We start from the raw sequence: 26,108 nt of genomic DNA on the forward strand, positions 1-26,108 counted from the left end.
TCAGCTTCCTGCTTCCACGCAACGGGAAAAGAAATCGACCAGATGGCCGCGTGCGTCCACCATCGCGGATGCCATCGTCACCGCGCCGCTCAGGTGCGACGCGAAGCGCGACGGATCGTCCAGCCAGCCTTGCACGATCCACAGCTTGAGTGCGTGCTGCAGACACGCCGCATCGACCGCCCAGGCGATACGCGCCGGATTCACCGGCCGCACCCGCTGGTAGGCACGCACGAACGCTTCCGCCCGTTGCGGCGCTTCCAGCGGCAGATGATTCAGGCAGCGTACCAGTTCGTATTCGCGCGGCGCGCCGATCGACGCTTCCCAATCGAGGATCAGCGGCGGCAGCCGGCCCGTGAACAGATAGTTGAACTGGTTGTAGTCGTTGTGGATCGGGTACTGCGGGTCGTCGGCGGGAAACGCGTCGAGACTGCCGGGATAGTAGCGATCGAGCATGCGCAGCGCGAGATCGACGTAACGGCGCAAGTTCGCGGCGTTGCCGTTCGAGCGCGAGCGATTCAATGCATCCAGCAGGCTGCGGCGCACCGCATCCGCGTCGATTGCAGCCAAGCGCGCGCGAATCGTATCAAGTGACGGCAGATGAAGCCGTTCGAGGCCCAGGTGCAACGCAGCCAGACTCGCGCCGAGCGCATCCCATTCGGCCGGTGAAAACGTGTCGTAGGTCCTGAACTGCGCGGCCTCCCAGCGCGTCAGCATCGCGTGCGAGTGTTGCCCCGTCCACAGCGGATCGCCGTCCGTCGTGCGCTTCAGCGTCTGTACATGGAACCGGGTATCGCCGTGAGTTTCGAGGTGCGCGAGGATGGCAGCCTCCTTTGCCGCGCGTGCATGGTGCTCGGACGCGTAAAGCTTGACGGCCATATCGCCGCCGTCGGCCGGCAGATGCCACACGCGTTCACTGACCCGGCGCGGCGCGGGACCGCGGCCGAGCGCGTAGGCCTCTCGAATCTCGTCGAAGGTGGCGGCGAGCGGCCCCATTCAGATATGCTCGGCCGGCCCGTGCCGATACGGATGACCGGTCAGGAACGTGTTGTGCCCGACGTAGCGCAGCTTGTACATCGCCGGCCGGAACAGCACCGAAGGATCGTTGTTCGCGATGCCCAGCAGCGGATACAGGTCCTGCCGCACGAAGAACGCGTTGTTGCCCATGTCGTCGCAGCAGACGAGTTCATAGCCCTTTTGCCTGCCGAGATGAACGAGCGATTCGAGGCTTGCGCCGTAATAGGTCGAGCCGTCCCATTCGTGATCCGGGTTGAAGCACATGACCCAGCGCTCGGGCGGCGTGTAGTACGGGTTGTACTCGATCACGACGATGCGCGGCTTGAACGCTTGCAGCCCACGCCAGACCCAGTAGTCGTTGCCGTCGATGTCGATCGACAGCAGGTCGAAGTCCTCAGGCGTGTCCGCATCGGCGAGCAGGTGGTCGACCGTGTCCGGCTGGACGCGGTCGTGATGCAGCCGGACGCGCTCTGCACCCGCGTAGTGAGCGGCAAGCTTGCCGAACCGGTACGCGCTGCCCTCCACCAGTACGCCGGCCCAATCTTCCTCACGCAGCAGCCGCGCGGTGTTGCTGTTGCGCAGGCCGTCGCTCGCGCCGATATCGACGCAGAAGCGATTGACTGGCGCGATTCGCTCCATCATGCGCAACAGGATGCCCTCCTCGGTGCCCTGCGCGTACAGGCTTGGCGCAAGGCCGGACAGGTCGAGCGGGAGAGAATGGTCCTGCATCGAGAAACGGGCTCCGGGTCGGAATGGGGAATGGCGACGTGCGTTTGGAGTGTAATTTACCCGAAGTCGATTGAGCAGAGGAAACCGGAATGGGCGACGCCAGCGGGCGTCGCAACCGGCGGAAACAAAAAGGGCCGCCAAGTACAACTCGGCGGCCCTCTTGGGTGCAACGGATCAGGTACGATTCAGGACACTTACTCCTGCCCCTGACTCGTCAGGAATTCCTCGTAATTCCCGCCGAAGTCAAACAGCGTGCCATCCGTGCGCACTTCGATGATCCGGTTCGCCGGACATGCCTTGTAAGTCTTCTATCCACGGGCTGCTCGAAGTTCAACCGCCAACTGTTCCAGTAATCCCGTAACTTGGGTCATTGGCGCAGCCATATACGAAACTCGGGTTACAGCGCTCAACAAGCGTATGCGCAACACGATTTGCGGCGATGCTCGCCTCCGAATCGTTCGCTTCCCCCGTCCCGATCGGCTTGTTTCTTCCTACCCGGTAAAGGTTCAGGTCGTAGGCGACAATCGTAAGCGGCCGTTGTCCTGATGATTGAAGAATCGATTTGAAGATCGGCTTTCCAACGTAGAGCGCATACGTTGCCCCCAAGGCGACGGCATCCCGGTCGCGAACTTCCTGCGTCGGCGGCTCTTCGGTCGTCACGGACACGATCCTTGCATTGATGCCTTCCGCAGAGATCGCCGACGCAATCGACGCGTTGAATTTGTTGCACATATTGAGCAACTGATTCATCCTCCGACGACGGTTCTCATACTTGATTTCAACCGTATCCCAAACGTATTTCGATAGCGTGCCGTCAAGCTGGTAATTGCCGCACGACTCGACGTACACAACAACCGGTGCGAGTTTTTGCTCGCGCGGGATGTCCGCCATGTTCGAAGCACAGCCGGCAAGTGTCGCCGATGCTGCCATGAGAATCAGCGCAGAATTTTGTTTTATCGATTTCAAGGTTTTGTCCCCTTTTGTACTGCACTGAAAATCTGCACGCTAGACTTCATGTCATCGCGGTCGGGAAAAATGGTCAGAATTGAGCCGTCACTTGAAACCCGAGCGTGACGCGCGCGGTCGGAAATCCAGACGGCTTGTAGACCGGCGTACCGGCGAACAGGTCGTAACCGTAGCCGCCGAAGCGCGTCGCGACGCTGCCCTTGATCCCGATTACGGCACCGGCCAACTGCGTACCGACCAACGCAACCGGTTGCGGCCCCCAAACGCGACCGTAATCCAGTCCCGCATAAATCGCCTGTCCGGTCTGTCCGATCGGCATCTGCAGTTCGTTGCGCCAGTAGAAGCCGCGCGCCGCCGCCAGCATCGTTTCGCCGTCGAAACCGCGAACTGTGTAGCGACTGCCGATCGTCAAGTCATCGATGTAGTACAGCGAGTTCCCGGTATATTGGCCGTGGATGCTCGTCACGTATCGGAACGGCTGCTTCGCGATCGCAAACGGCACCGACAGGTTCGCATCGAGTACCGCCATCTTGAAACGGTAAGTCGGACCGCCACCGGCAGCAAGAATGTCGTCCTGCGCACCCAAGCCCCCGACGCCCTGTCGGTACGCCAGCGTGCCGTCGAACTGCGCCCCGTCGAAGTAGTGACGATCGGTCAGGCCGAATTCAACGAACGTGTTGTTGCGACGCTGCTGCGGGATTTCCGTGTCTTCGATGAAGCTCTGGCCGAAGCGACGGGACAAGCGGACATAGCCGCCGAATACGTCGTTCTGGCTTCGAGCAAGCACTCGGGCAAGCTTAAAATCGATTGTTTTTGAATTGCCGCTTGCAACGAATGTTTGATTAACGCCAGCGATTTGCTGGTAGTACGTGTTTGTGTAGGCCGATAATCGTTTCGTTGATTTCATCTTCACCTAACCCTCGATCCTGCTATCTCATCGGCAATCGTTTTCAACGAAAAATATCAATACCTCTCAATTAACGCTCGCCTCTTATTTGCTTAAGGAAGTCAGGATCAATCCAGACCTCACCAACATCATTTGGATCAAGCTCAACGTCGCCCACAGAGAATGGGCGAAGTACGTCAAGAAATTTGGATAAAGAGGGGGCGATCTTTGTAAGAGCCTTCACTCCCGGCACTTCATGGTCAAAGAAATACACCACCCCAAATTCGCGTTCCTTGATCGACAAGCAAACATAATTCCCTCCAGACGCGTAAGCAAATGGTAGAAATTTCTTCGGCCCGGTTTTTTCAATGAGCGATTTGCAATAGATGATTTTATCAAAAGGAATAAATTGACTTACCCCCGCGTTGTTGCCCCCAGGAATATCAAATATATTCTCTTGGATGTAAGCACCATTCATTGTCCCAAGCAGGTCAATATATTCTTGAGGTAAACTCACCTTTATGGTTGCTTCAAGATTTTTGATTGCATCCGACGATGGCGCCGGCAATGCTTTGCGAGCCTCAATTTTCACGTCAATCTCCCGGCGGTTGAAGGACAGCGGACCCACCTGTGTGGCGCACCGCATTATGAAGGTCTTGCGGTATCAAAAGCATAGTCTGACCATTTTCGACGTGGTGCCAAACACAGCCTTCGGGAGTTTCCGATAGTCCGACCTTCTTATTGGCAAGAGCTTCATCAGTTCGATAGTTGCCAGTCAAGTTGCTGATGTCTGTTTTAGCCTTCGCGTAGGGCAAGAAATCAGGGAACCCCTGCGAATTAAATTTAATTCCTTGGGGATACTTCTGCTGAATCTCAGGCGACAGCTTGTCCATCGGAAACTGCTGATCGGCGTATTTGCTGTTAATTGGGTAGCGCCCGTTAACCAGGGGTAACCCATCGCGTCCAACGCCAGTTATGGCTGCCGCCACGCCGAAGCCGGCACCCGGTGATGCTCCGATTCCAAGCTCCGCAATCAGCTCCGCCCCCTGCAACGACTTGAGCGCATCCATGCCAGCATAGCGCGTGTAGCTCTGAAGCGCTGCTGTACGGAGCGACATTAAATTCGTGTCGGACGACTTGAGATTCAGCAGCTCGTCCATCTCGGCGGCAGACAGGCTCCCGGTATTCCGAAGCTTCTGTTGCAGTTCGTTTTCGCGAGCACCGTATTCGACTTGCTGCTGCCGAAGATCGGTAAGCACGGCCTTACATGCATCGGCACTGGCGCAGTCCTTTACCTTGGCTTCGTTCGCTTCCCAGAGCTTGCCATACTGCTGCTTGACCTTCTGGTTACACACCGACGGATCGGCTGCCGTCGAACAACTGATTTTCGCCAACGAGCGTGCGGTCTGGATAGAAGCGGGATCAACACCTCCATCTTCTGTGCATGACGCCCGTACAACGGCGTACCGTGCAGCCGCGTGAATTCGCGATTGCACGTCCCGCACAAGAAGCGCGGAATTCGATGACCACTCAGCGCGTTCCGATATCCTTGAACGCCGACACGTACAGAGCCGCAATGGAAACACGGCGGACGCGGCTCCGAATTTGACGACACCAACGCATCGATATGCCGCTGCAGAAATGCGGTCAGTTCACGATCTTCCTGCGTTGAATGTTGCCGAGAGTTCTTCTTTGTCAACATACAAATTGCATTGCTCGCAGCGACCGCTCAAATCTGCACCGTGACCTGAAATCCGACCGTCCAACGTGCTGTCGGAAATCCGGACGGCCTCTCGTCAACACTCGTCAAATCCAGCGAGCGAATTTCGCTACGGCCATCACTCCACTGAACAAAGCCAACGAAAAACAAATTTTCTTGTTGAGCAGCCAACGCGGCACCCGCTCACGTTGCGCGATACTCAGTCCCTGAGCGCCAAGGGCGAAGTAGAAAAAAATGCCTACCGCCGCGACCCAACCCACCACGTCGTAAAGCGGTCCAAATATCTGGCTCCCGTAGGTCTGTGCCATCGTGTCCGTCCTTGTATCGATGCTCTAGAATTGCGCCGTCACCTGAAATCCGACCGTCACACGTGCTGTCGGAAATCCGGATGGCTTGTAGACCGGCGTACCGGCGAACAGGTCATAGCCGTAGCCACCGAAGCGCGTCGCGACGCTGCCCTTGATGCCGATTACGGCACCGGCCAGTTGCGTACCGACCAACGCAACCGGTTGCGGCCCCCAAACGCGACCGTAATCCAGTCCCGCATAAATCGCCTGTCCGGTCTGTCCGATCGGCATCTGCAGTTCGTTGCGCCAGTAGAAGCCGCGCGCCGCCGCCAGCATCGTTTCGCCGTCGAAACCGCGAACTGTGTAGCGACTGCCGATCGTCAAGTCATCGATGTAGTACAGCGAGTTCCCGGTATATTGGCCGTGGATGCTCGTCACGTACCGGAACGGCTGCTTCGCGATCGCGAACGGCACCGAGAGGTTCGCGTCGAGTACCGCCATCTTGAAGCGGTAAGTCGGACCACCACCGGCAGCAAGAATGTCGTCCTGCGCACCCAAGCCCCCGACGCCCTGTCGGTACGCAAGCGTACCGTCGAACTGCGCCCCGTCGAAATAGTGACGGTCGGTCAGACCGAATTCAAAGAACGTGTTGTTTCGACGCTGCTGCGGGATTTCCGTATCTTCGATGAAGCTCTGACCGAAGCGACGGGACAAGCGGACATAGCCGCTGAACACGTCGTTCTGACTGCGGGCAAGCACTCGGGCAAGCTTGAAATCGATCGTCTTCGAATTGCCGCTCGCGACGAACGTCTGGTTCACACCGGCAATCTGTTGATAGTAGGTGTTCGTATAGGCCGCAACCGTAGCGGTCCAGTAGCCCCACGGAATCGAATAGAAGCCGTTCCAGCCGTGTGACCCAAGGCGCTTGTCGCCGAATTCAAGGTCTTGACTGACGCCGACGTTGAACACGTCGTTCAAGCCGAGCGGGTTATCGATGCCGATCGACAGGTTGCCCTGTAGCTTGCCCGTTGCGCGCGTGCCCGAATTGTCGATCGATGCGACGACGGTCCACGGCTTGCCACGCTTCACGTCCAACACAATATCGCTTTCGCCGGGCTGGTCAGCGGGGACAATCTGCATCGAAACGTCCTGACTGGTGACGCGCTTCATTTGCTCCAGACCTTGCTCAAGGTCGCGCAGGTTCAGCACTTCACCGTCGCCGGTCGGGAACGCGGTTTTCCACGTGCCGCGCAACTTTTCGTCGGCAAAGCGAACGTGTCGGATCACGCCGGGAATTAGCGAGACTTTCAACGTACCGGACGACAAATCCTGTTCCGACAGTAGGACACGCGTCGTGATGTAGCCCCGCGCCAAGATCGCACGCGACAGCCCCTTGACGATCGTATCGACGCCTTGTTTACCGACGCATTCGCCCGCGTAGTGGGCGAGCCATTCGCGCGCAAAGGCGAAGCGATCCATCGGCAGCGCGGATGCGCCGGCTGACTTCGCAAAGGCCGGCAACGAATCCGGCACGTCGAGCGCAAAGCGGTCAATACGGAAACACGGCTGTTCGCTCGGCAACGTCGGATAAGTTTCGACGCGCGGCACTTCCGAGCGCACGGAACGGACACGAAGCGCGGCGTCGCGCTGCTGCGCGTCGCGTTGCTGCTGCGCCTGTCGATCCTGTTCCGCGTTCACACGTGCGGCGGCAGCTCGATCTTCTGCGGTGGGTGCCTGCTGTGCGTGAACCCCGAGCGATAACAAGGCCGTGATCTGTAACACCGTCAGCCGCTTAACAATTGTCATTGTTATTAAATCACTTATATTTGATCGGCAATCTTGATTGCCGATCAGTCAAATATATATTTCTTAATCAACAATCCAGCGAAAATCATCCAAAATGCAGCCACAACAATCCAGTAATTTCTACGGGAACTCTTGCTCATTTTGGACCATGTCTCTTCGTCCGGACCACCTGGCGCGACCATATAAATTCCTATTTCTTCGGGTTATTCAAAGGGACGGCATGACTAAATGGCGAGACGCCAAAGGAGATTTTCCCCGGCGACGCGATTCCAAGCTCAAGCGCAGTGCTTCCGCCATAGGAATGTGTTATCGCAATAAATGCATTCACATCAAACGGCGTCGGTACGGACAAATATGCCTGAGTTGCGTCGCCGGTCATAAACGAATTAGTTGAGGTAGCGTCATGGGCGCCCCATATCCATCCCAACGTCCCGACAATACCAGGCATCGTCGTAATCGAACGAGGATTAGCTTGGGTGACCCCTCCAGATACGTATGTTGTGCCGTCATACAGGTTCATTGCAATACCCCCGCTAGCAGAAAGAGAGCCAGATCCTACAGTCGCGTAGTTGGGGCCAATGGCATTTATCGGTGACGCATCAGCATTTGCTGAGTCAGCGTTGATTGCCGCAACAACCAGAGACGGGTTGCACGGTGCAGAAGCATTACACACCTTCGAGAGCATGCTGTACTTCCGCAGATCGTTACCTTGGTTATACAACTGTACGCCGGATGCAGTTGCAGCTCCCGCTGCGCCCCCTACAATGGCACCGCCAAGCCCCGCGACAATGTTCGCAGAGATGTTGCCAAGTAGTTCGGAACCCGTTGTCGATGCTACGCCCTTTGAAATGCTTTCAAGTTCGCCAGCCATCGCAGACGACAACCCCGCACCAGCAGCACCACCGATCGCACCGAATGCGCCGCCGCCTAAGCCACCGATAAGCGCACCACCCGCAACGTGCAGTGCAGCGCGATTTGAGCCTCCTTCATCCCACGAGTTAGCTTCGGCTTGATAGGCGGCTTGTGCCGTCTTGTCACCTGCGAGCCCGGCCGTATCGGCTGCGCGCTGGGCTTCGTCGCGCTTGGCATCTGCGTAAGCGCCGATACCTTGCGATACCACCTGGCCGGCCGCTTGCGCGGCATTCATCGTGTCGGCCTGCTTATCCAGCAGATTCTGCACGTCCGGCGTCTTCGACACCGTTCCGTTCAGGTTCGACGTGTCGCGATTCAGGTTAGCCAGGTCCTGTGTCTGGCCTGCCGGATTCGTGACATTGATCGTGCCGGCGCTAACATCACTACGCGTGGTTGCGTTCTCATTTCCGCTGTCCGATTGCGAAATCATCGGCGTCACGCCGCCCGAACCACTTACCGAACCGGGTCCGATAGCCTTGCCGGTATTGCTCACGCCTACGCCAGCACTAAACCCATTGCTGTCCGCCGCGTAGTGCGAGTGATTTTCGATATCGCTGTAAGTCAACGAACCCGTCGTCAATGTGTTCTTCGACGCATCGGCCGTGCTGCCGATATATGCACCCTTCAGGTCGGTATTGCCCTTGACGTTGATATTGAAACCGCCGTCGCTGGCTTGAATACCGGCCTGTTCGTTCACGCCCGCATAGCTGCCATCCGCATGGCCGTTCTGCGCGCTGAAACTCGCGCTTCCGCCGCCCATCGTGCTGACGCTAATACCGCCGCCCGCGCTGCTTTGATGTGCCGTGCTGTACGTCGTGTCCTGCACGCTCTGCACGTTCAGGTTGCCGCCGACATCGGCCGTCACAGCACGGCCCGCCACGTCCGAACCAATGATGTTCGTATCGCCGCCGCTGATCATGGTGACGCTGTTCGCACCGGTCACGTGCGTATTGTTCTGCATCACGGCATCGCTGTTGCCGTCGCCGTGCGCGCGCGACATGGCGGCCGACACCCCGATGCCATTCGTGCCGATCGACACGCCGACGCTTGCGCTTGACGACGAATTCGAGCTGCGCGTCGAATCGGTGTTCATCGTGTTCTGCAGATCAATCTGATTCTTCGCGGCGAGCAACACATCGTTGCCAGACACGTTCGAACCCGCCACCGTGATGTTGCCGCTGCCCGGCGTGCCATTGCCGGTCGCAATCAGCGACGTGGTGCCGCCGGCCGACAGGCTCGATCCACGCTGTGTCGTCTGGTTTTCCGACGTGTCGAGTCTGCTATGGCTCGATCCCACGCTGACTTGAACGCCGATGCTCGGCGTACCGCCGCCAGCCAGCGCGCCGCCGGTCAAGCCAGCTACGCCCATCGCGGCATTGCCGGCCGCAGCAATTGCGTGCAGCGCCGTTGCACGGCTGTCGCCGGCACCGCTCTTTGCTGCCTGCGCCTGTTGATACGCACCGTTGATCGCGTCGCCGATGCTGCCCGACAGACCGAGCGTGACCCCGCTGCTGCTGGTCGTCTCGCTATGGGTCTTGTTGCTCGTATCCGTTGCGGAATCGATCACGACGTTCGCGGCGCTGCCCGTCAGGTTCTTTCCGGCAATCAGGTCGCTACCCGTCACGTGCAGGGTGTCGCCGGCCTTGACAGTCAGGTTGCCATTAATCGAACCAACCGTGCTCGCGTTGTTCGTGACGGATGAAGCATGATCCGTATCCGCCTTCTTCTGCGTGCCGATACTCACGCTCAGGCCGCTTGTACCGATGCCCGAATGCGTTTCGCGATAGTAGCTGTCCTGCGTGACCGTATCCTTGGAGGTCGTGATATTGACGTTGTGCGTTGCCGCAAGACTCACATCGTTCGTACCAACGACGGTACTGCCTTGGACAGTCAGGTCGTGGCCCGATTGAATGTTGACGGTATTGCCCGAGACCGTACTGCCGACACCGACGTTCGCATGCGTGTCCGTCATGCCATCGGTCTTGGTGCTGCTGACGAAGCTGCCGCGTTGAACCTGCACCGATTGGTACTTGTCGTGTTCCTCACGGGCTTCGTTCACCGTGATGTTGCCCGTTGCAACGATGTTCGCCGAACCGGTGGCATTCTCAACGCCGTTCGTCATGCCAGCGGTGAGGGACGAACCCGTGAGCGTCACGTTGCCTTTCGACGCGTCGGTGCTCGCCGCCCCGAGCGACGCATTGCCGCCTGCCGTGAACTGCGTGCCGACGGCGTGTTCGTCGTAGTTGTGATCGACTTCTTTACGCGTCTTGCTGTCCGCCGCAACGTTATCGAGCTTCGCGGTATCCGTGACCGTCGTCGCCGTCAGGTTGCCGCCCGCAAGCACCGACAAATCCTTACCGGCGGTTACCGTCACGCCTTTGAGCGTCGTATCGTTGCCGCTTTGCATCCCCACGCTGCCGCCTGCGGTGATGCCGCTCGTTACGTTCTTCGTCGTGGATTCTTCCCAATGATGTTGATCGTTCAGATACATCGATTGGTTCGTCGTGGACTGAACCGTATCGACGTTGATATCGCGGCCCGCCGTGACCAGCGCATCGCCGCCGGCCGACAGATTTGCACCGTGAAGCGTCAGGTCGCGACCAGCCTGCACGGAAAGGTCGCCCGTTGCTGCGATCGTGCCTTGCTGGCCGATCAAGCTTGTATTGGCCTTACTTGCGCCCGATGCACCGGTCGCACCCACCGCATCAACCAGCGTCGTGTTGACGATATCGCGACCGGCCGAAACGGCAACGCGATTGCCAGTGATCATCCCCGACGAGTTCACCACGTCGTTGCTGGCCGATACGACCGTCGTGCCGTTCGCGCTGCTGCTCGAAATCGTGCCGCCGCGATTCAGGATATCGGTCGCGGTGAGAACCGTCTTCGTGCCGCCCTTGATGACGCCCGTGTTGGTCGTGCTGCCCGTCGTGTGAATCTCAACGTCGTCCGCCGCAATCAGCGCACCGGTCGGTTGCAGATCGTTCGCATGCGTTTGCGCCATGTAGACGACCGGAGCCAACACGTGCGTCGTGCTGCCGTCGGGCAGCGTCACGGTCTGATCAACGAGCCAAACGATATCGCTCGTCAGCGCGTCCATTTGCGCAGCGGTCAGCGCCATGCCGGGCACCAATCCGAAGTTCTTCGCGTAATTCGCACCGTTCGTCATCAACGCGCGATACTCATCTTCGGCGCTCGCGTAACCCGGCAAGAAAGTGCGCCCCGTCAGTTGCGTAATCTGATTGCGCACCATCTGCTGCTCATACATCCCGTCGCCCAAGCGCTTTTCGATGCTCGCCGGGTTCAGGTTCAACTGGCCGAGCATGTAGTCGCTCGAAATGAAATTCGTATAGCTCGTCAACCGTGGATCGGTGACGATCAGATACGGCTGGCCAGGCGCGTCGTGAATCGAATAAAGACCGCTCGTCGGTAACGTGATCGGCAATGCGCCGGACGCATTCGCCACCGATTGCTGCGCACCAACAGGCGTCGATGCCCCGCCTGCGGCACCGACCGGCGTCAACTTTCCACCGGACACGCCCTCATTGGCCGAATTATTTCCAAGCGTGCCGCCAGTTGCGCCCGTCGAAGAATTCTGCGCCGCGACATTCTGGTTGTTGACATCCTTCGCGTCGATGATCACCGACTGGTTGGCGACAATCGTGCCCCCCGTGCCGCCGATGGCAACGGGTGTATAGACCTTCGAAGGCTGAACGATCGTTCCGCGATCCCGCGTCGTATCCTCGTTCCACGCGTACATCGATACGATACTGTCGGTCTGATACTGATACAGCGTCCGCCCGACGTTGTTCACGACCGTGCCACCGTAGCTGCCTGAATCTGCACTGCCGGACACATCCGAGTCGCCTATTTTGATCGACCCGCCCGCCGCAATTGAGCTGTATTCGTTGTTGATCGTCCCGACGTTCTTCATCACGATGTTGTTGCCAGCCACGAGTTGCGCCTGTTGCGCCTGGCTCGTTACCTTGTCCTGCTGGACCGTGGTTGTCGTGTCGCGCCAGATTTCGACACGCTGATAGCCGTTGTGCCCATCGCTGCGCGTCGTGTATTCCGTATCCGGAACGTAGTTGACGTGCGGATCGTATGCATCCCAATAGTTGACCGTAACCGTACCGTCCGCGTTGGTCGTCAGCGTGTTGTAATAAATCGTCTGCTGCTTGCCGTTCACGTTCACGACCAATACCTTGTCAGTCGCGTTTGGTCCGGACGTTTCCGATACAACCTGCGAAGGACTATAGGTTGAAGTGAGCGGCGTCTTGTAACCGTTGACCCACATCGCCTGCGAACACCCGCCGTTCGGGTCTGCATTCATCGTCGCGCACACGATGTACTTCTGACGTTTGGTTTCGTGCTTGCTCGTCGTGCTCGTGGTTTCAGTAGTCACTACGGGAGCCGGACGTGTGTTCGTGAACGTACCAGCCGCGAGTTCGACGCTGCCTTGCGCTTCGATCGTGGACTGATCGTTCAAGACATTTTGCGTACGGTTCGCGAGAAACCCGTTCGCGTCGCGCTGACCGTTCGCGGCGATATTGATATCGCCCGCGCTGAAGATATTCGCGCCGCCCGTGTTCGACAACTGGTTGGACGCGAACAAATTCACCCGTTCGGCTGCCGCAATCACGGCTGCCGCACCGGTATTGTTGATCGTGTTCGCAGTGGTGCTGACTTCGCGGCCGATGATCGTCGCGGTGTTGTTCAGCGTCGCGCTGTTGGTCGCAACCGTATCGCCTTCGATGCGACCTGCGTTATCGATCGCGCCGCCGTTCGCGTTGACCGTCGTCTTACTGGAATTCAGATCGGCGCCTGCTTGGTTCTCCACGTTCGCAGCGTTCACGGTCAGCGCGCCGTTGGCATCCAGCACGCCTTGGTTCGTCAGTTTTCCCGACGTGGAAAACGTGAGGTCCCCATTTGCGTGCAACTTGTTCGCCGTGGTCTGCGTGTAATCGCTACCGAGTGCCACCGCACCGTTTCGGCCCGCCACAATCGAACCATCACCGCTCAACGTGCTCGCGGTTAGCGTCAGATCCTGATCGCTGCCGATCGCGCCATTCTGGTTGGTAAGCGTGCCGGTCTGAATTGAGACACTGCCGCCGGTGCCAGTGTCGTTGCCGATTTTTCCGAACGCGTTGTCGATAGATGCAGTGTTGAGCGACAGCGCGCCATTTGCACGAATCGATCCAGCCTGATTCGACAGTGCTGCGTTTACCGCGCTCAACTTGAGGTTGTTCGCGGCTGACAGCACGCCACTCGCATTCCTTACGTCGTTTGCAATATTCAGCGTCAAATCTCGCCCGGACAGCGTCTGACCACCTTGTGCATTCGTGAGCGTCTGCGCGGTCAGCGTAACATCGCCGTTTCCGCCAATCGTGCCTGCCCCCGCTTTTCCGGAGGCGTTCGTGTTTGTGATCGACGTACCGCCATCGATCGTTGTCGCTCCGCTACCGATATTGACGATGCGCCCGTCGCTGTTGTCGACACTGCTCCCCGACAGCGCGAGCGCCGCATTCGTACCGTTCGCTTCGATTTGCCCTGCGCTGTTGTTGATCGCGCCTTGTGCTCGCAGCGACAGATTCCCATTCGCCTGGACAAGACCGGCAGCATTCGTGATCGTGCTGTTCGACTGTACTGAAAGCGCCTGTCCCGCGAGCAGCGAGCCGCTGGAATTATCGATGCTGCCCGCTGATACCGAAACGTCTCCGTTGCCGCCGATGGTGCCGCCCGCCGTATTCGTCAGCGCGTTTACTGTCGTGACTGACAGCGCGTCTGCACCCACGTTTTTAAGTGAGCCTCCATCATTCGCGAGACTGTCAGCCGTCACTGAAACGCCGTTGTTAGCTTCGAGCGTGCCAGTACGGTTATCGACACCGCCTTGAGCTTTCAGCGTCATGCTGTCCGCACCGACATAGCCGCCCGCACGGTTATCGAACGACTGCACGTCAAGCGCCGCGTGACGCTGCGCGGCCAGCGTACCTGCGCTATTCGATACGGCTGAGGCTTTCAGGCTCAATGCCCCGTTGGTCGCGATCGTGCCGCCTTGATTCGACAATGCACCAGTAAAAATCGACAGCGCACCGCTCCCGGCATGAGCAATTTTTCCGTGATCGTTGATCAGTGTCGCGGGCGTGAGGTTCAGGTCCGTGCTGTTGGTCTGAATCACGCCGTTGCTTGAGTTATCGAGGATGTTCGAGACGGCAACATTCATTGTGCCCGTCCCGGTTTGCGTAATCGTGCCGCCATGGTTCGACAAATTCGTCGCCCCGAGCGACAACTGTGCCGCCTGTACCGAACCCGCATCATTATTCAGCGACGCGGCATCCACTGTCGCAGATTGTCCGGCGGTGATACTGCCCGAACCATTCGTCAACCGCGCACCTGCATCGATCACCGCGTTTTGCGCAGCTGACAACGCACCGCTGCCATTGTCGAGTGATTGCGTGCCGACGTTCAGATTCGTTTGTGCACTGACCGTGCCGTGGTTCACGACGCTGCCCGATTGAATCGCCACACTGCCGTTACCGCCAATCACACCGCCTTGTGCGCCAAGTGCGGTCGTACCGGCGTCATTCGTCAGTTGCCCTGTCGTCGTAATGGACAAACCATCCGAATTCAGAGACGTAACGCGACCGGCACTGTTGTCCAACGAGCTTCCCGAAATGTTCATTCCGGCCGCGCTCTGGATCGTACCTTGGTTGTTTGCGATCGCACCGCCGCGCACCTGTACCGAATTTTCCGAAACCAGCGTACCGCCCTGATTCGCGATCGCACCGTTCGATTGCACGTTCAACGAACCTTGCGCCGATATCTTGCCGCTTTGATTTGAAATGCTGTCCGCGGTCAACGTTGCGTTGCCTTGGCTCGACAGCGCGCCTTGATCGTTGATCAACGCACCCGCTGCCTTCGCATTGAGTGCCCCCTGCGCACTCGTCGTCGCGTTCGCAAGGTTCAGGTCGCCCGCGTTCGCGTTCAGCGACACATTGCCGTTCGCGGCCGTCTGGCTGCCTGCGAGATTGACGCCGCCGCCGGAAATCGACGCGCTCCCGCCCGCGACGTTCTGCCCGGTCGCCGTCAGTTGTCCCGTGCTCGACAGATTCAGGTCGCCGCCTTTTCCGACTGAGCCATCGTTATTTACGCCCGCACCGAGCGTTCCGGTCGAGTTGATGCTACCTGCGTCGACCGTCGTATTTTGCTGCGCAGCGAGCGTCCCGCTGTTCGACAACACACCGGCTGCTGAAACGTTTGCGCTCTGTTGCGCATACGTCGTTCCGGTGTTTTGAATACTGCTCGCCGTTGCGGAAAGATTACCGCTTGCAGTCGTCTTGCCCGTTAGTACAAGCTGGCCGTTGGATTGCAGCGTCAGGTCGCCTGCTTGTGCCGCGATCGTCCCGGCGTTCGCGACACCGACACCAAACTCGTTCGATACGAGAAAGACCCTGTTCGCGTACATGCCGCCGAGTTGGCTCACGTCGATTGCGATCGCCGGTGCCGCACCATCGCCAGCGATCGGTGTCGCCGCGAGCGTGTCGTGGTTGACTTGGTTCGAACCTGCGACGACGTTCAGATTCTTGGCGTAAATCGCTGCGTTGGCCTGCACCGCGCGCGAAATCAAGTCAACCTGATCGACGTTCGATGCGTTCAGGCCAGCACCGCTCACGGAAATCAGGCCGCGCGATACGTTGAATCCACCGAGTGATCCGTCGGTGCCGTAGTAAGGCGTACCGGTGGTGAGGACGGCTCGCGACGTATTGATAAACCCGCCGCCGTCGACCTGAATACCCGCACTGTTTGACAAGATCACTTCGGCACGGTTGCCCGCCACCTCAACGTAACCTCTGAGTTGCGAAGGCGCATTGCTGTTGACCTGGTTGACGATGATCCGCGCGGACTGGCCGACACCGAAATTCGGGTTGCCATTGATCATCCCCGCCTGCTGCGTGTTCGCGATCGTCGGCGAGTTGTTCAGTATCGCGCCTGGTTTTTGAACATCGAACTGGTTGTACGTGTTCACCGAGACGCCTGCGCCAGACGGCGCGGCGATATTCACTTGCGGAATGCCGTTCTGCGTCTGGATCACGTGTGTGCTCGTGCCAGGAGTCGGCGCGATTTGCGCGAAGCTGAATAACGGCACACCGAACAACAATGCGGCCGCCATCGCAATCGGCTGCCATACGATTCGCAACCCCGGCAAGCCCGATGGTGCGCGCGCTCCTTGTGAATTCCCTACTGCGCGCGCCGAACTGCCATTTTCCTGAACGACCATCATCGCGCCCCGTGCGCGATTGAACACAACCCGATAGCGTTTCTTGTTCATTCTTCGTTGACGCAAACTGCGTCCCTGCTTGCGATCTTGTTTGAATTCAGCGCCGATAGGACCAAACGCAATTCGTCGTCTAGTCTTGAACGTGCTTGCAACGGATAGTCAGCGCGACAACGTCTCTCATGCTGTCACGATTGCGAGCCAGCGCTCGCAATTGGTCCCCTCTTATCCACTGAGCGATCCTAGCAGAAGCAACCACCGCTGAATGTCAGGAATGATTAATGCGATGCACGGGGGCATCGATTACATCCGCTCTAAAACTTGGGTATTCTGTAAAAACACGCTCGATTTAATATTTTTAATAATTCTTTCAGATTGTCAATTCGAGGCAAGATCCGACTTTATTGGGATAGGCGAGATGTTGTTTTAAACGCCGTGCCGGCGCCCTTTTCCTGACGTCGATGGCGCCCATCCTCTTTTTCCTCATTTTTGCAGCGGCAACTAAAGCGCGATGCCAGCACTGTCAATTTCGAGCGAAGGCATCGCTCTCCTATCCTCGTCACACCCATCACGATTCGAATCATGAATATCCCAAGCTGATTGGTGGGTTGAGTACAACAAGGTCGGCTTCTACATACCGCAACAACGGCGAGTGCCTCGCCCAAAATGAAAAAGCCCATACAGGCATGCCGCCAGTACGGGCTTCAGGCTTTACAAGACTTCCCTGAGATGCTTTAGCGTTCGCTCGCCAAGAAGGGGCACCAGGAAGCCGGCCGTCCCAACGGGACAATTCCGCGGGACAAGCCGAGACGCATGAAAGGTGGTCTTGGGACAACCCGGCAGAATTACTCCTGCCCCTGACTCGTCAGGAATTCCTCATAATTCCCGCCGAAGTCGAACAGCGTGCCGTCCGTACGCACTTCGATGATCCGGTTCGCCAGCCCGCTCACGAACTCGCGGTCGTGCGACACGAAGATCAGCGTGCCTTCGAACTGCTCGAGCGCGATCTGCAGCGACTCGATCGACTCCATGTCCATGTGGTTGGTCGGCTCGTCCATCAGCAGCACGTTGTGGCGGCCGAGCATCAGCTTGCCCCAGATCATGCGGCCCTTCTCGCCGCCCGACAGCACCTTCACCGACTTCTTGATGTCGTCCGACGAGAACAGCAGGCGGCCCAGCGTGCCGCGCACCATCGTTTCGTCGTCGCCGTCCTTGCGGTACTGGTCGATCCAGTCCATCAGCGTGATGTCGTTCGGGAATTCCTCGTACGTGTCCTGCGGCATGTAGCCGACATTCGCGTTCTCGGACCACTTCACCGTGCCGTGATCGAGTTCGAGCGCGCCGAGCAGCGAGCGCAGCAGCGTCGTCTTGCCCGCGCCGTTCTCGCCGATGATCGCGATGCGTTCGCCCGGCTGCACCGACAGGTTGAAGTTCTGGAAGATCGTGCGCTCGTACTTCTTCGTGATGTCTTCCGCGACCACCGCGACGTTGTGCAGCTTCTTCTCGAACTCGAAGCGGATGAACGGGTTCTGGCGCGACGACGGCTTGAATTCCTCGATCTTGATCTTGTCGATCTGCTTCGCACGGCTCGTTGCCTGGCGGGCCTTCGACTTGTTCGCCGAGAAGCGGCGCACGAAGTCCTGCAGTTCGGCCACGCGCTCCTTCGCACGTGCGTTCGCGGCGGCCTGGCGCTCGCGCGCCTGTGCCGATGCGAGCATGTAGTCGTCGTAATTACCCGGCCAGACCTTCAGCGTGCCGAAGTCCATGTCGGCCATGTGCGTGCACACCGAGTTCAGGAAGTGACGATCGTGCGAGATGATGATCATCGTCGAGTTGTACTCGTTGAGCGTGTGCTCGAGCCAACGGATCGAGTTGATGTCGAGGTTGTTGGTCGGTTCGTCGAGCAGCAGCACGTCCGGCTTCGAGAACAGCGCCTGCGCGAGCAGCACGCGCAGCTTCCAGCCCGGCGCGACGTCGGCCATCGTGCCGTTGTGGAATTTCTCCTCGATGCCGATGCCCAGCAGCAGCGCGCCCGCGCGCGCCTCGGCGTCGTAACCGCCGTATTCGGCGAACTTGCCTTCGAGTTCGGCCGCGTGCATGTAGTCGTCGTCGGTGGCTTCCGGGTTCGCGTAGATCGCGTCACGCTCGGTCATGGCGGCCCACATTTCGGTGTGGCCCATCATCACGACGTCGAGCACGCGCACGTCTTCATACGCGAACTGGTCCTGGCGCAGCTTGCCCAGGCGGACGTTCGGCTCCAGCGCGACGTTGCCGGCGCTCGGCTCGAGGTCGCCACCGAGGATCTTCATGAACGTCGACTTGCCACAGCCGTTCGCGCCGATCAGACCATAGCGGTTGCCCTCGCCGAATTTGACCGAGATATTCTCGAACAGGGGCTTTGGCCCGAATTGCATCGTGATGTTGGCAGTAGAAAGCACGGCAGGTCCCGTTAAGAGAGAAATCGACGGAAAACCGTGTATTTTAGCAGGAGTCGGAGAAACTGCCGACCATACTGCCCGGGCAGCGCATTCGAGGCCATCTGGCCCTCCGCCCGGCGGCCCGCCAACACGGCGGCACGCGCCCCAACGCCGCCCGACCGGAATCCAGCATGCTTGCCAGCCAGCTTCGCGAACAACTCGTCGGCGCATGGCGCCTCGTGTCCTACGAAGTCCGCCCGCGCGACGGTAGCGCGACCGCCTATCCGCTCGGCCGCGACGCGCGCGGCTGGATTCTCTATACGCCGGACGGCTACATGTCCGCCCAGCTGATGGCTACCGGCCGGCCGCCCTACGCGAACGGCGACCTGCACCACGGCACCGACGCCGAGTACGCGGCCGCCGCCCGCGGCTACATCGCCTATTCCGGCCCCTTTCAAGTGACCGACGACGGCACGCTGACCCATGAAATGGACGTCAGCCTGTTCCCGAACTGGCTCGGCAACGTCCAGCAGCGCGCCGTCATGCTCGACGGCGACCGCCTTCAGCTCGGCACCGCCGCGCCGGTGCGGATCGACGGCCGCGAAGTGGACGCCGTGCTGCTGTGGGTGCGCGCGGGCCGTTGACGCGCGTCACTTGCCGGCCTTCGCGGCCGCCTTCTGCGCGGCCTTCTCCTTCATCTGCCCGAACAGCTCGGAGCACGGCACGTCGCGGTTGTTGCTCGGCGCGATCAGCGGGATCAGCGCCGCGAACGGGTTGATCAGCCCGAGCCCGACCATCGCGCCGGCGCGCAGCGCGAGCGCGGTCGCATCGACGCCGACCTTCGGGTCCTTGAACGTCCCCTTCGCATACAGCGGCGAGCGCAGCGAGAAGATCCGGAACCCCTTCGTATGCGGGTGGATCTTCAGGTCGAGCGATTCGTCGCGCAGGCTGATCGGGCCGTCGACGTTGATCAGCGCATCGTCGGTATCGAGCGCGAACACTTTCGGGTCGAGCATGCCGTTGGTCGCGACGAAATCGATCGCCGCGCAGTTGATCTTCACGTCGTTGTTGCCGAACAGCTTCTCGTAGACGACGTTGGCCACGTTCAGCCCCGCCGCTTCCATCAGCAGGCGACTGATGCGGCCGTCCGTCACGAGCGCCTTCACTTCGCCGTTCGACGTCGCGGCGAGCGCCGCCGGCGAGTTGCCGGTCGCCGACAGCGACGCGTCGCCGTTGATTTCGCCGAGCGCCGACTGCATGACCTTCTGCGTCGGGAACAGTTGCTTGAGCTTCAGGTGCCGCGCGGCCACCGTGAAACGGCCCTTCAGCGGCGTGCCGCTGCCGTCGAGATGCGCGGTCGTCGCGAGCGTGCCGCCCGCGACGCCGAACTGCAGCGGCTCGAGCGACAGCACGCCGTCCTGCATCAGGATGTGCGTATACAGGTTCGTGATCGGCAGGTTCGAACTCTTGACCAGCTTGCGGCCCGTGAACTTGACGTCCGCGTCGAGCGCCCGCCAGCGGTCGGTCCGGAACGTCTCGACCGGCAGCACGCGGCCCGGCGGCTGATGCGTCGTGTCGCCTCGCTTGGCCTTGCTCGCGGCCGTATCGGCACCGATCACCGGCGCGAGATCGGAGAACTGCAGCAGGTTCGACACGAGTTCGCCCGACAGCTTCGGTCGCGGCTCGCGCTGCGCATACGTGAGCGTGCCGCCGAGATCGCTGCCGCCGACGCGGCCGTTGAAGTTCTCGTAGCGGAACGTGCTCGCGTGCCGCTTGAAGTTGCCGATCAACCGCCCTTCGGTCGCGTAAGGCGGCGTATCGGGCAGCGTGATGCCGGTGAGCGGGTAAAGGTGCGACATCGACGTGCCCTGCAGCCACAGCCGCAGGTCGATCGCCGCGAGATGCATCGGATCGGTCAGCGTACCGACGATCGCGAGCCGCGTATCGCCGGCCTTCACGTCGGCCTGCAGCGGGAACGGCCGCGATGCGTCCTGGATCGCGAGCACGCCGCCGAGCTTGCCGGTCCCGTTGATCGGCACGTTCTTGTAGCGGCCGTCGACCTTCAGCCCGAACGCATAGGTCGGGCCGGACGGCTTCGCGGGCGCCGCGGCGCCGGATGCGCCGGATGCCACGGCAACCGTCGATGCGGAAGAAGCAGAAGAAGCGGACGAACCGGACGCCGCCGAAGCGACGGAAGCCGCAGCCGACGCGCCCGTCGCCGATGCCGCACTCGCCGCCTGCGCGCCGGAAGCGCTCGATGCGGCTTCCGCATTGGCCTTCGCGCTCAACTGCGCGGCGCCATGCTTGCCGACACGCTGCGCGGACGCCGCGCGCGACGTCTGCTCCTGCTCCTTGAGCACGTCGCCGAGCGGGATCGGCTGGCCGAGCGTATCGATCGCGACGGTCAGGTCGGCCTTCGTGATCGCATCGCGATACGTGACGGTGCCCTTCGCGAAGCCGAAGCTGTCGAGCCGCACCTTCCACGGCGACGGCTGCGACGATTGCTTGAACTGGAAGGTCCACGTGTTGCGGCCGTCGGCAAGCCGCTCGAGGTCGACAGCCGGATTCACGACGTCGATCGACGGAATGACGATTTCATGCGCGAGCAGCGGCAGGATCGCGAGATCGAAGTGCGCGGCATCGAGCGTGACGAACTTGGGCGACTTCGCCCAGTCGGGGTTGCCGATCTCGAGCTGCGTGGCCGAAAAGCTCGGCCAGGGCACCCATGCGCGCCAGCCGGTCTCGCCGTCGGGGCGACGCCAGCCGACCTTGAGATCGCCGTTGATCGCGAACGGGCGGCCGAGTGCGGCGCTCACCTGTTCGTTGACCCACGGTTTCGCGCGGTTCCAGTCGAACGTGAAGAGAAAGACGCCGGCCGCCGCGATGAGCACCGCGACGATACCGACGACCCATGCAGCCGATTTGCCGATGGCTCGGGTTAGCGTCATGGCGGTTCCGTTGTTGTTCTGAAGTGTTGCCGCGCCATGCCGGACCGCTTGCGTGAACGAACGGCGCACGACACCCGCGGCTTTTCAATCGGTATTATGACGCACGCGATACCGCCTCTTCGGCGCCATTAACGCTTTTTTTCATTTGTGACATGACAGCCCCCACCGGTCTCATCGATGCGCGGCACATCGCGCGGCGCGACGCCAGCAGCGGCAAGACGCTGCTGGCGCCGACCGATTTCAGCCTCGCCGCGGGATCGCGAATTGCTATCACGGGACCGTCCGGCTCCGGCAAGAGCGTGCTGCTGCGCGCGCTCGCGCTGCTCGATCCGCTCGACGGCGGGCAGATCCTGTGGCGCGGCCGCCGGATCCGGCGCGGCGCGATTCCGCGCTACCGGCGCAGCGTCGCGTACGTGCGCCAGCGCCCCGCGCAAATGGACGGCACCGTCGAATCGCAATTGCGCTATCCGTATTCGCTCGCGATCTATCGCGACGTCGTATTCGATCGCGCACGTGCCGAAGCGCTCGCCGCGCAGGCCGGCCGCGGCCCGGACTTTCTCGACAAGCGCGCGAGCGACCTGTCCGGCGGCGAAGCGCAGATCGCCGCGCTGCTGCGCGTGCTGCAGCTCGACCCCGACGTGCTGCTGCTCGACGAGCCGACGTCCGCACTCGATCCCGACTCGGCGCGCGCGATCGAGGCGCTGGTCGGCGCGTGGTTCGACGCGGCACCCGACACGCGCGCCTACATGTGGATCTCGCACGATCCGGCCCAGGCCGCCCGGATCGGCACGATGCGGCTCGTGATGCAGGCAGGCGTCATGCATGTCGCGAACCCGGCGGAGGCGGCGCAATGAGCCCGGCCCTGCAGGACCTGAGCCTCGTCGACGTCGGCATCGCCGCCGCGCTCGTCGCCGTCAACGGCGCGATTTCGGCGGCCTTGTCGCTCGGCCTCGGCCGCAAGCTCGCGCTCGCGGCGGTGCGCACCGTCGTGCAGCTGCTCGCGATCGGCTACGTGCTCGGCTGGGTGTTCGGCCATCCGCACTGGTACGTCGTGCTGCCGCTCACCGCGCTGATGACGCTGATCGCCGGTTTCGCCGGCGCCGGCCGCGGCAAGCGCACATATCGCGGCCAGCGCATCGACAGCATTGCGTCGATCTGGTTCAGCAGCTGGTTCGTCGCGGCGGTCGGGTTGTTCGTCGTGATCCGCATTCATCCATGGTATGCGCCGCAATACGCGATTCCGATCCTGGGGATGATTCTCGGCAATACGCTCACGGGCGTGTCGCTCGGCGTCGAGCGGATGATGGAAGAACTCACCGCGCGGCGCGATCGGGTCGAGACCGCACTCGCGCTCGGCGCGACGCGCTGGGAAGCCGCGCAGGATGCCGCGCGCCAGGCCGTACGCGCGGGCATGCTGCCGACGCTGAACCAGATGGCCGTCGTCGGCGTCGTCAGCCTGCCGGGGATGATGACGGGCCAGGTGCTGGCCGGCCAGTCGCCGCTGCAGGCCGTGCGCTACCAGATCGTGATCATGTTCCTGATCGCCGCCGCGTCCGCGCTTGGCACCGTCGGCGCGGTACTGATGACCTATCGCCGGCTGTTCTCGGCCGATCACCGCTTTCTCGCGTCGCGGCTCGAAGAGCGCGCGCACTGACCGGCCCGGGTACCGCGCGATGCGTTCGCGCGCCGGACGGTCAGCGCGCGACGCGGCGCTTGCCGATCGCCTGCCGCAACGCGGCCGCGACGTCCGCCTCGGGTGCGAGCCCGTCGACCGACGCGACGAGCCGCACCGCGCGCGGCGTCGTCACATAAGCCTGCGCGCCGACATAACCGCCGCTGCCGGCCGAACGCGTCGTCACGACGAGCGCCTGCGGCGCGCGTGCGCCGAGGTCGGCCGTGAACGCATCGGTGACCGTACCGTCGCGCGCATGCAGCGTGCCCGTCACGTAATCGTCGGTATCGAAGCCCGGGGCGGCGTGCGCGGTCGAGTACACGCGTACCGCGTAGCTGCCGGTCGAGCACGGTTCGAGTGCGCCGCTCGACACGATGGCTACCTGCTGCCGCGACGGCAGCCCGACCTTCTTCACGAAACTGCAGTCGTCGGCCGCGTGCGCATGCACGGCGACGAACGCAATGGCAGACAGCAGCACGCGCATTCGAGGTTTCATCGGAATCGTTACGGGGAGGAAAGGAAGCGGGTGAACGTCACGCGACAGCTGCATGACGTCACGCACGGCCGCCGCACGGCAGCGGCACCGTCCCACGAAGAAGATGACGGGAAAACATCGCGACGCCTGCACGCAGCGCTCATGCGCCGCCCCGCCCACGCCACCCGTCGAATCCGTTGCGCGCGCACCGGGCGAAACGCCGGCCCGCGCGCGCCGTTCAGCGCTTGATCGACACCGTCACCTTGGTGCCGTCGCTCATCGTCACGGATTTCGATCCGCCGTTGGTCGGAATCGACACCCACTTCACCTGGCTGACCGACACGACGTCCGGGCATTGCAGCGACTTGCCGCCGGCCGTCACGCTGCGCGTGCCCTTCGGCGCGGCCGCCTGGAAGCTCAGCTGCACGTTGGCGACGCCCTTCGCGTCGACCGACGGCGCGAGCCGTACCTGGGTCTGGCGCACCATCGCGCCGTTCGCGTCGCGCGGCAGGGTGTCGGCGTTCGGGCAGCCGTCCGGCATCGCGACCGCGCCGCTCGGCGGCACCGACTTCCAGTTGAAATCGTCCGTCTCGCCCGAGCGGATCTTGCGCGTCTCCTGCGTATTGCCGAAGGTCTTCGAATCGACCTTGACGGTGTATTCGAGCTGTCCGGTACCGCCGCCCTTCAGGCTGCCCTTGACCGGCGGCGCCGCGAATACGCTCGCGCTGACGCACGCCGCCGCGAACACGACCGACCACGATGCGGCGACTGACAAGCTGCGTTGGCTCATGCTGACCTCCTTGTAATGCGGCGGCACGCGCGTGCCGCGCGGTTTTCGATGCATGATGCGCTGCCAGTCTACCGCCAAGCTCGATGCAATGCGCCGCAAACGCATCGGGTGTTACCCCGCTTGCGTTCGCGGCGCCGCAACCTTATGCGCGCGACGGAATCAGAAACCGCTCAGCACGAGCTTGCCGATCGCGCGGCCGCCCTCGAGCAACTGGTGCGCGCGCCGCACGTTCGCCGCGTTGATCGTGCCGAGCTGTTCGCCGAGCGTCGTGCGCAGCGTGCCGCCGTCGACGAGCCGCGCGACTTCGCCGAGGATCCGGTGCTGCTCGATCATGTCCGGCGTCTCGAACATCGCGCGCGTGAACATGAACTCCCAGTGAAACGCGGCGCTCTTCGCCTTCAGCAGTTCGACCGGCACCGGCTTGTCGTTCTCGACGATCGTGCAAATGCCGCCCTGCGGCCGGATGACTTCCGCGGCGGCAGGGAAATGACGATCCGTGTCGTTGAAGATCAGCACGTAGTCGACGTTCGGATGGCCGGCCTCGCGCAACTGCGCCGGCAGGTCGCCGAAATGGTCGACCACCGCGTCGGCGCCGAGCGCGCGCACCCAGTCGGCCGACGCCGGCCGCGACGCGGTCGCGATCACGTGCAGCTTGCCGAGCGTCTTCGCGAGCTGGATCGCGATCGACCCCACGCCGCCCGCGCCGCCGATGATCAGCACCGACTTGCCGGCGTCCGCGCCCTGCGGCGACACGCGCAGCCGGTCGAACAGCGCTTCCCACGCGGTCAACGCGGTCAGCGGCAGCGCGGCCGACGCGGCGAAGTCGAGCGTGCGCGGCTTCAGCGCGGCGATCCGTTCGTCGACCGTATGGAATTCGCTGTTCGCGCCGGGCCGCGTGATGCTGCCCGCGTAGAACACCTCGTCGCCGGGGCGAAACAGCGTGACGTCGGCGCCGACCGCGACGACCGTGCCGGCCGCATCCCAGCCGAGCACGCGCGGCGTCTCCTCGACCTGCGGCTTCGGCGCGCGCACCTTGGTGTCCACCGGGTTCACGGAAATCGCCTCGACCTTCACGAGCAGGTCGCGCGGGCCCGGCACGGGCTGCGGCAGTTCCACGTCGAGCAAGGCTTGCGGGTCGTCGATCGGCAGATAGCGGGTCAGTCCAACGGCTTTCATCTCGATACTCCTTTCAGGGAATCCGGGCGGGCCGCGGC

General features: G+C 61.4%; 16 protein-coding genes and 1 pseudogene. 3 read left to right on the forward strand and 14 right to left on the reverse strand.

Going from position 1 to position 26,108, the window contains the following annotated elements; translation table 11 throughout:
• The 10 genes and pseudogenes from G3N62_RS08140 to G3N62_RS08185 all read right to left on the reverse strand — a co-directional run bounded on the left by G3N62_RS08140 (nt 1) and on the right by G3N62_RS08185 (nt 19,030).
• The gene (locus G3N62_RS08140) at nt 1-993 is read right to left on the reverse strand and encodes an aminoglycoside phosphotransferase (protein WP_124669008.1); all 993 of its coding nucleotides are present in this window, start codon (nt 991-993) and stop codon (nt 1-3) included.
• On the reverse strand, nt 994-1,743 hold the full coding sequence (locus tag G3N62_RS08145; RefSeq protein WP_124669007.1) for an FkbM family methyltransferase: 750 nt from the start codon (nt 1,741-1,743) through the stop codon (nt 994-996).
• Nucleotides 1,744-2,073: 330 nt separating this feature from the next.
• Nucleotides 2,074-2,709: a hypothetical protein gene (locus G3N62_RS08150; protein WP_124669006.1), complete on the reverse strand. Its 636-nt coding sequence runs from the start codon at nt 2,707-2,709 to the stop codon at nt 2,074-2,076.
• A 73-nt stretch (nt 2,710-2,782) separates the two neighbouring features.
• Nucleotides 2,783-3,598: pseudogene (locus G3N62_RS08155) on the reverse strand (ShlB/FhaC/HecB family hemolysin secretion/activation protein); the annotation flags it as partial.
• Nucleotides 3,599-3,686: 88 nt separating this feature from the next.
• Nucleotides 3,687-4,187 (reverse strand): SMI1/KNR4 family protein, encoded by a 501-nt coding sequence (locus tag G3N62_RS08160; protein WP_185733031.1) that lies wholly within the window; start codon nt 4,185-4,187, stop codon nt 3,687-3,689.
• Nucleotide 4,188: 1 nt separating this feature from the next.
• Nucleotides 4,189-4,989 carry an HNH endonuclease gene (locus G3N62_RS08165; RefSeq protein WP_206141221.1) on the reverse strand — a complete coding sequence of 267 codons (801 nt, stop codon included), beginning with the start codon at nt 4,987-4,989 and terminating at the stop codon, nt 4,189-4,191.
• A gap of 412 nt (nt 4,990-5,401) precedes the next feature.
• Entirely contained in the window at nt 5,402-5,623 is a 222-nt protein-coding gene (locus G3N62_RS08170) for a hypothetical protein (RefSeq protein WP_049036853.1), read from the reverse strand.
• 24 nt (nt 5,624-5,647) lie between these two features.
• On the reverse strand, nt 5,648-7,408 hold the full coding sequence (locus G3N62_RS08175; RefSeq protein WP_206141222.1) for a ShlB/FhaC/HecB family hemolysin secretion/activation protein: 1,761 nt from the start codon (nt 7,406-7,408) through the stop codon (nt 5,648-5,650).
• 190 nt (nt 7,409-7,598) lie between these two features.
• Nucleotides 7,599-16,646 carry a hemagglutinin repeat-containing protein gene (locus G3N62_RS08180; protein WP_124671296.1) on the reverse strand — a complete coding sequence of 3,016 codons (9,048 nt, stop codon included), beginning with the start codon at nt 16,644-16,646 and terminating at the stop codon, nt 7,599-7,601.
• A 791-nt stretch (nt 16,647-17,437) separates the two neighbouring features.
• On the reverse strand, nt 17,438-19,030 hold the full coding sequence (locus tag G3N62_RS08185) for an ABC-F family ATPase (protein WP_034186793.1): 1,593 nt from the start codon (nt 19,028-19,030) through the stop codon (nt 17,438-17,440).
• Between the two features lie 170 nt (nt 19,031-19,200).
• Between G3N62_RS08185 and G3N62_RS08190 the strand changes: the two genes are divergently transcribed.
• Nucleotides 19,201-19,653 (forward strand): lipocalin-like domain-containing protein, encoded by a 453-nt coding sequence (locus tag G3N62_RS08190; protein ID WP_034186792.1) that lies wholly within the window; start codon nt 19,201-19,203, stop codon nt 19,651-19,653.
• A 6-nt stretch (nt 19,654-19,659) separates the two neighbouring features.
• On the opposite strand, the gene G3N62_RS08195 is transcribed toward G3N62_RS08190, so the two are convergent.
• Nucleotides 19,660-21,957: an AsmA family protein gene (locus tag G3N62_RS08195; RefSeq protein ID WP_124671295.1), complete on the reverse strand. Its 2,298-nt coding sequence runs from the start codon at nt 21,955-21,957 to the stop codon at nt 19,660-19,662.
• Between the two features lie 152 nt (nt 21,958-22,109).
• Here G3N62_RS08195 and G3N62_RS08200 point away from each other — a divergent pair, with 152 nt between their 5' ends.
• Nucleotides 22,110-22,811 carry an ATP-binding cassette domain-containing protein gene (locus G3N62_RS08200; RefSeq protein ID WP_124671294.1) on the forward strand — a complete coding sequence of 234 codons (702 nt, stop codon included), beginning with the start codon at nt 22,110-22,112 and terminating at the stop codon, nt 22,809-22,811.
• On the forward strand, nt 22,808-23,611 hold the full coding sequence (gene fetB, locus G3N62_RS08205) for an iron export ABC transporter permease subunit FetB (RefSeq protein WP_049030407.1): 804 nt from the start codon (nt 22,808-22,810) through the stop codon (nt 23,609-23,611). The genes G3N62_RS08200 and fetB overlap by 4 nt, the downstream gene beginning before the upstream one ends.
• A gap of 40 nt (nt 23,612-23,651) precedes the next feature.
• On the opposite strand, the gene G3N62_RS08210 is transcribed toward fetB, so the two are convergent.
• The 3 genes from G3N62_RS08210 to G3N62_RS08220 form a co-directional block, all read right to left on the reverse strand.
• Nucleotides 23,652-24,125: a PliI family lysozyme inhibitor of I-type lysozyme gene (locus G3N62_RS08210; protein WP_124671293.1), complete on the reverse strand. Its 474-nt coding sequence runs from the start codon at nt 24,123-24,125 to the stop codon at nt 23,652-23,654.
• 217 nt (nt 24,126-24,342) lie between these two features.
• Nucleotides 24,343-24,894, reverse strand: coding sequence for a DUF6013 family protein (locus G3N62_RS08215; protein WP_034187004.1), 552 nt, complete (start codon nt 24,892-24,894; stop codon nt 24,343-24,345).
• A 159-nt stretch (nt 24,895-25,053) separates the two neighbouring features.
• Nucleotides 25,054-26,070, reverse strand: a complete 1,017-nt coding sequence (locus G3N62_RS08220; protein ID WP_034186787.1) for a zinc-binding alcohol dehydrogenase family protein — start codon at nt 26,068-26,070, stop codon at nt 25,054-25,056.
• Between the last annotated feature and the right edge of the window lie 38 nt (nt 26,071-26,108).

The sequence above is a fragment of the Burkholderia sp. Tr-20355 genome, from assembly GCF_017104685.1.
Lineage (GTDB): Bacteria > Pseudomonadota > Gammaproteobacteria > Burkholderiales > Burkholderiaceae > Burkholderia > Burkholderia seminalis.

What these genes read in the sequence shown, in the direction of transcription:
- G3N62_RS08220 (WP_034186787.1), bottom strand. Translation starts at nt 26,070, where the DNA reads ATGAAAGCCGTTGGACTGACCCGCTATCTGCCGATCGACGACCCGCAA.
- G3N62_RS08170 (WP_049036853.1), bottom strand. Translation starts at nt 5,623, where the DNA reads ATGGCACAGACCTACGGGAGCCAGATATTTGGACCGCTTTACGACGTG.
- G3N62_RS08195 (WP_124671295.1), bottom strand. Translation starts at nt 21,957, where the DNA reads ATGACGCTAACCCGAGCCATCGGCAAATCGGCTGCATGGGTCGTCGGT.
- G3N62_RS08175 (WP_206141222.1), bottom strand. Translation starts at nt 7,408, where the DNA reads ATGACAATTGTTAAGCGGCTGACGGTGTTACAGATCACGGCCTTGTTA.
- G3N62_RS08180 (WP_124671296.1), bottom strand. Translation starts at nt 16,646, where the DNA reads ATGAACAAGAAACGCTATCGGGTTGTGTTCAATCGCGCACGGGGCGCG.
- G3N62_RS08145 (WP_124669007.1), bottom strand. Translation starts at nt 1,743, where the DNA reads ATGCAGGACCATTCTCTCCCGCTCGACCTGTCCGGCCTTGCGCCAAGC.
- G3N62_RS08190 (WP_034186792.1), top strand. Translation starts at nt 19,201, where the DNA reads ATGCTTGCCAGCCAGCTTCGCGAACAACTCGTCGGCGCATGGCGCCTC.
- G3N62_RS08215 (WP_034187004.1), bottom strand. Translation starts at nt 24,894, where the DNA reads ATGAGCCAACGCAGCTTGTCAGTCGCCGCATCGTGGTCGGTCGTGTTC.
- fetB (WP_049030407.1), top strand. Translation starts at nt 22,808, where the DNA reads ATGAGCCCGGCCCTGCAGGACCTGAGCCTCGTCGACGTCGGCATCGCC.
- G3N62_RS08140 (WP_124669008.1), bottom strand. Translation starts at nt 993, where the DNA reads ATGGGGCCGCTCGCCGCCACCTTCGACGAGATTCGAGAGGCCTACGCG.
- G3N62_RS08200 (WP_124671294.1), top strand. Translation starts at nt 22,110, where the DNA reads ATGACAGCCCCCACCGGTCTCATCGATGCGCGGCACATCGCGCGGCGC.
- G3N62_RS08210 (WP_124671293.1), bottom strand. Translation starts at nt 24,125, where the DNA reads ATGAAACCTCGAATGCGCGTGCTGCTGTCTGCCATTGCGTTCGTCGCC.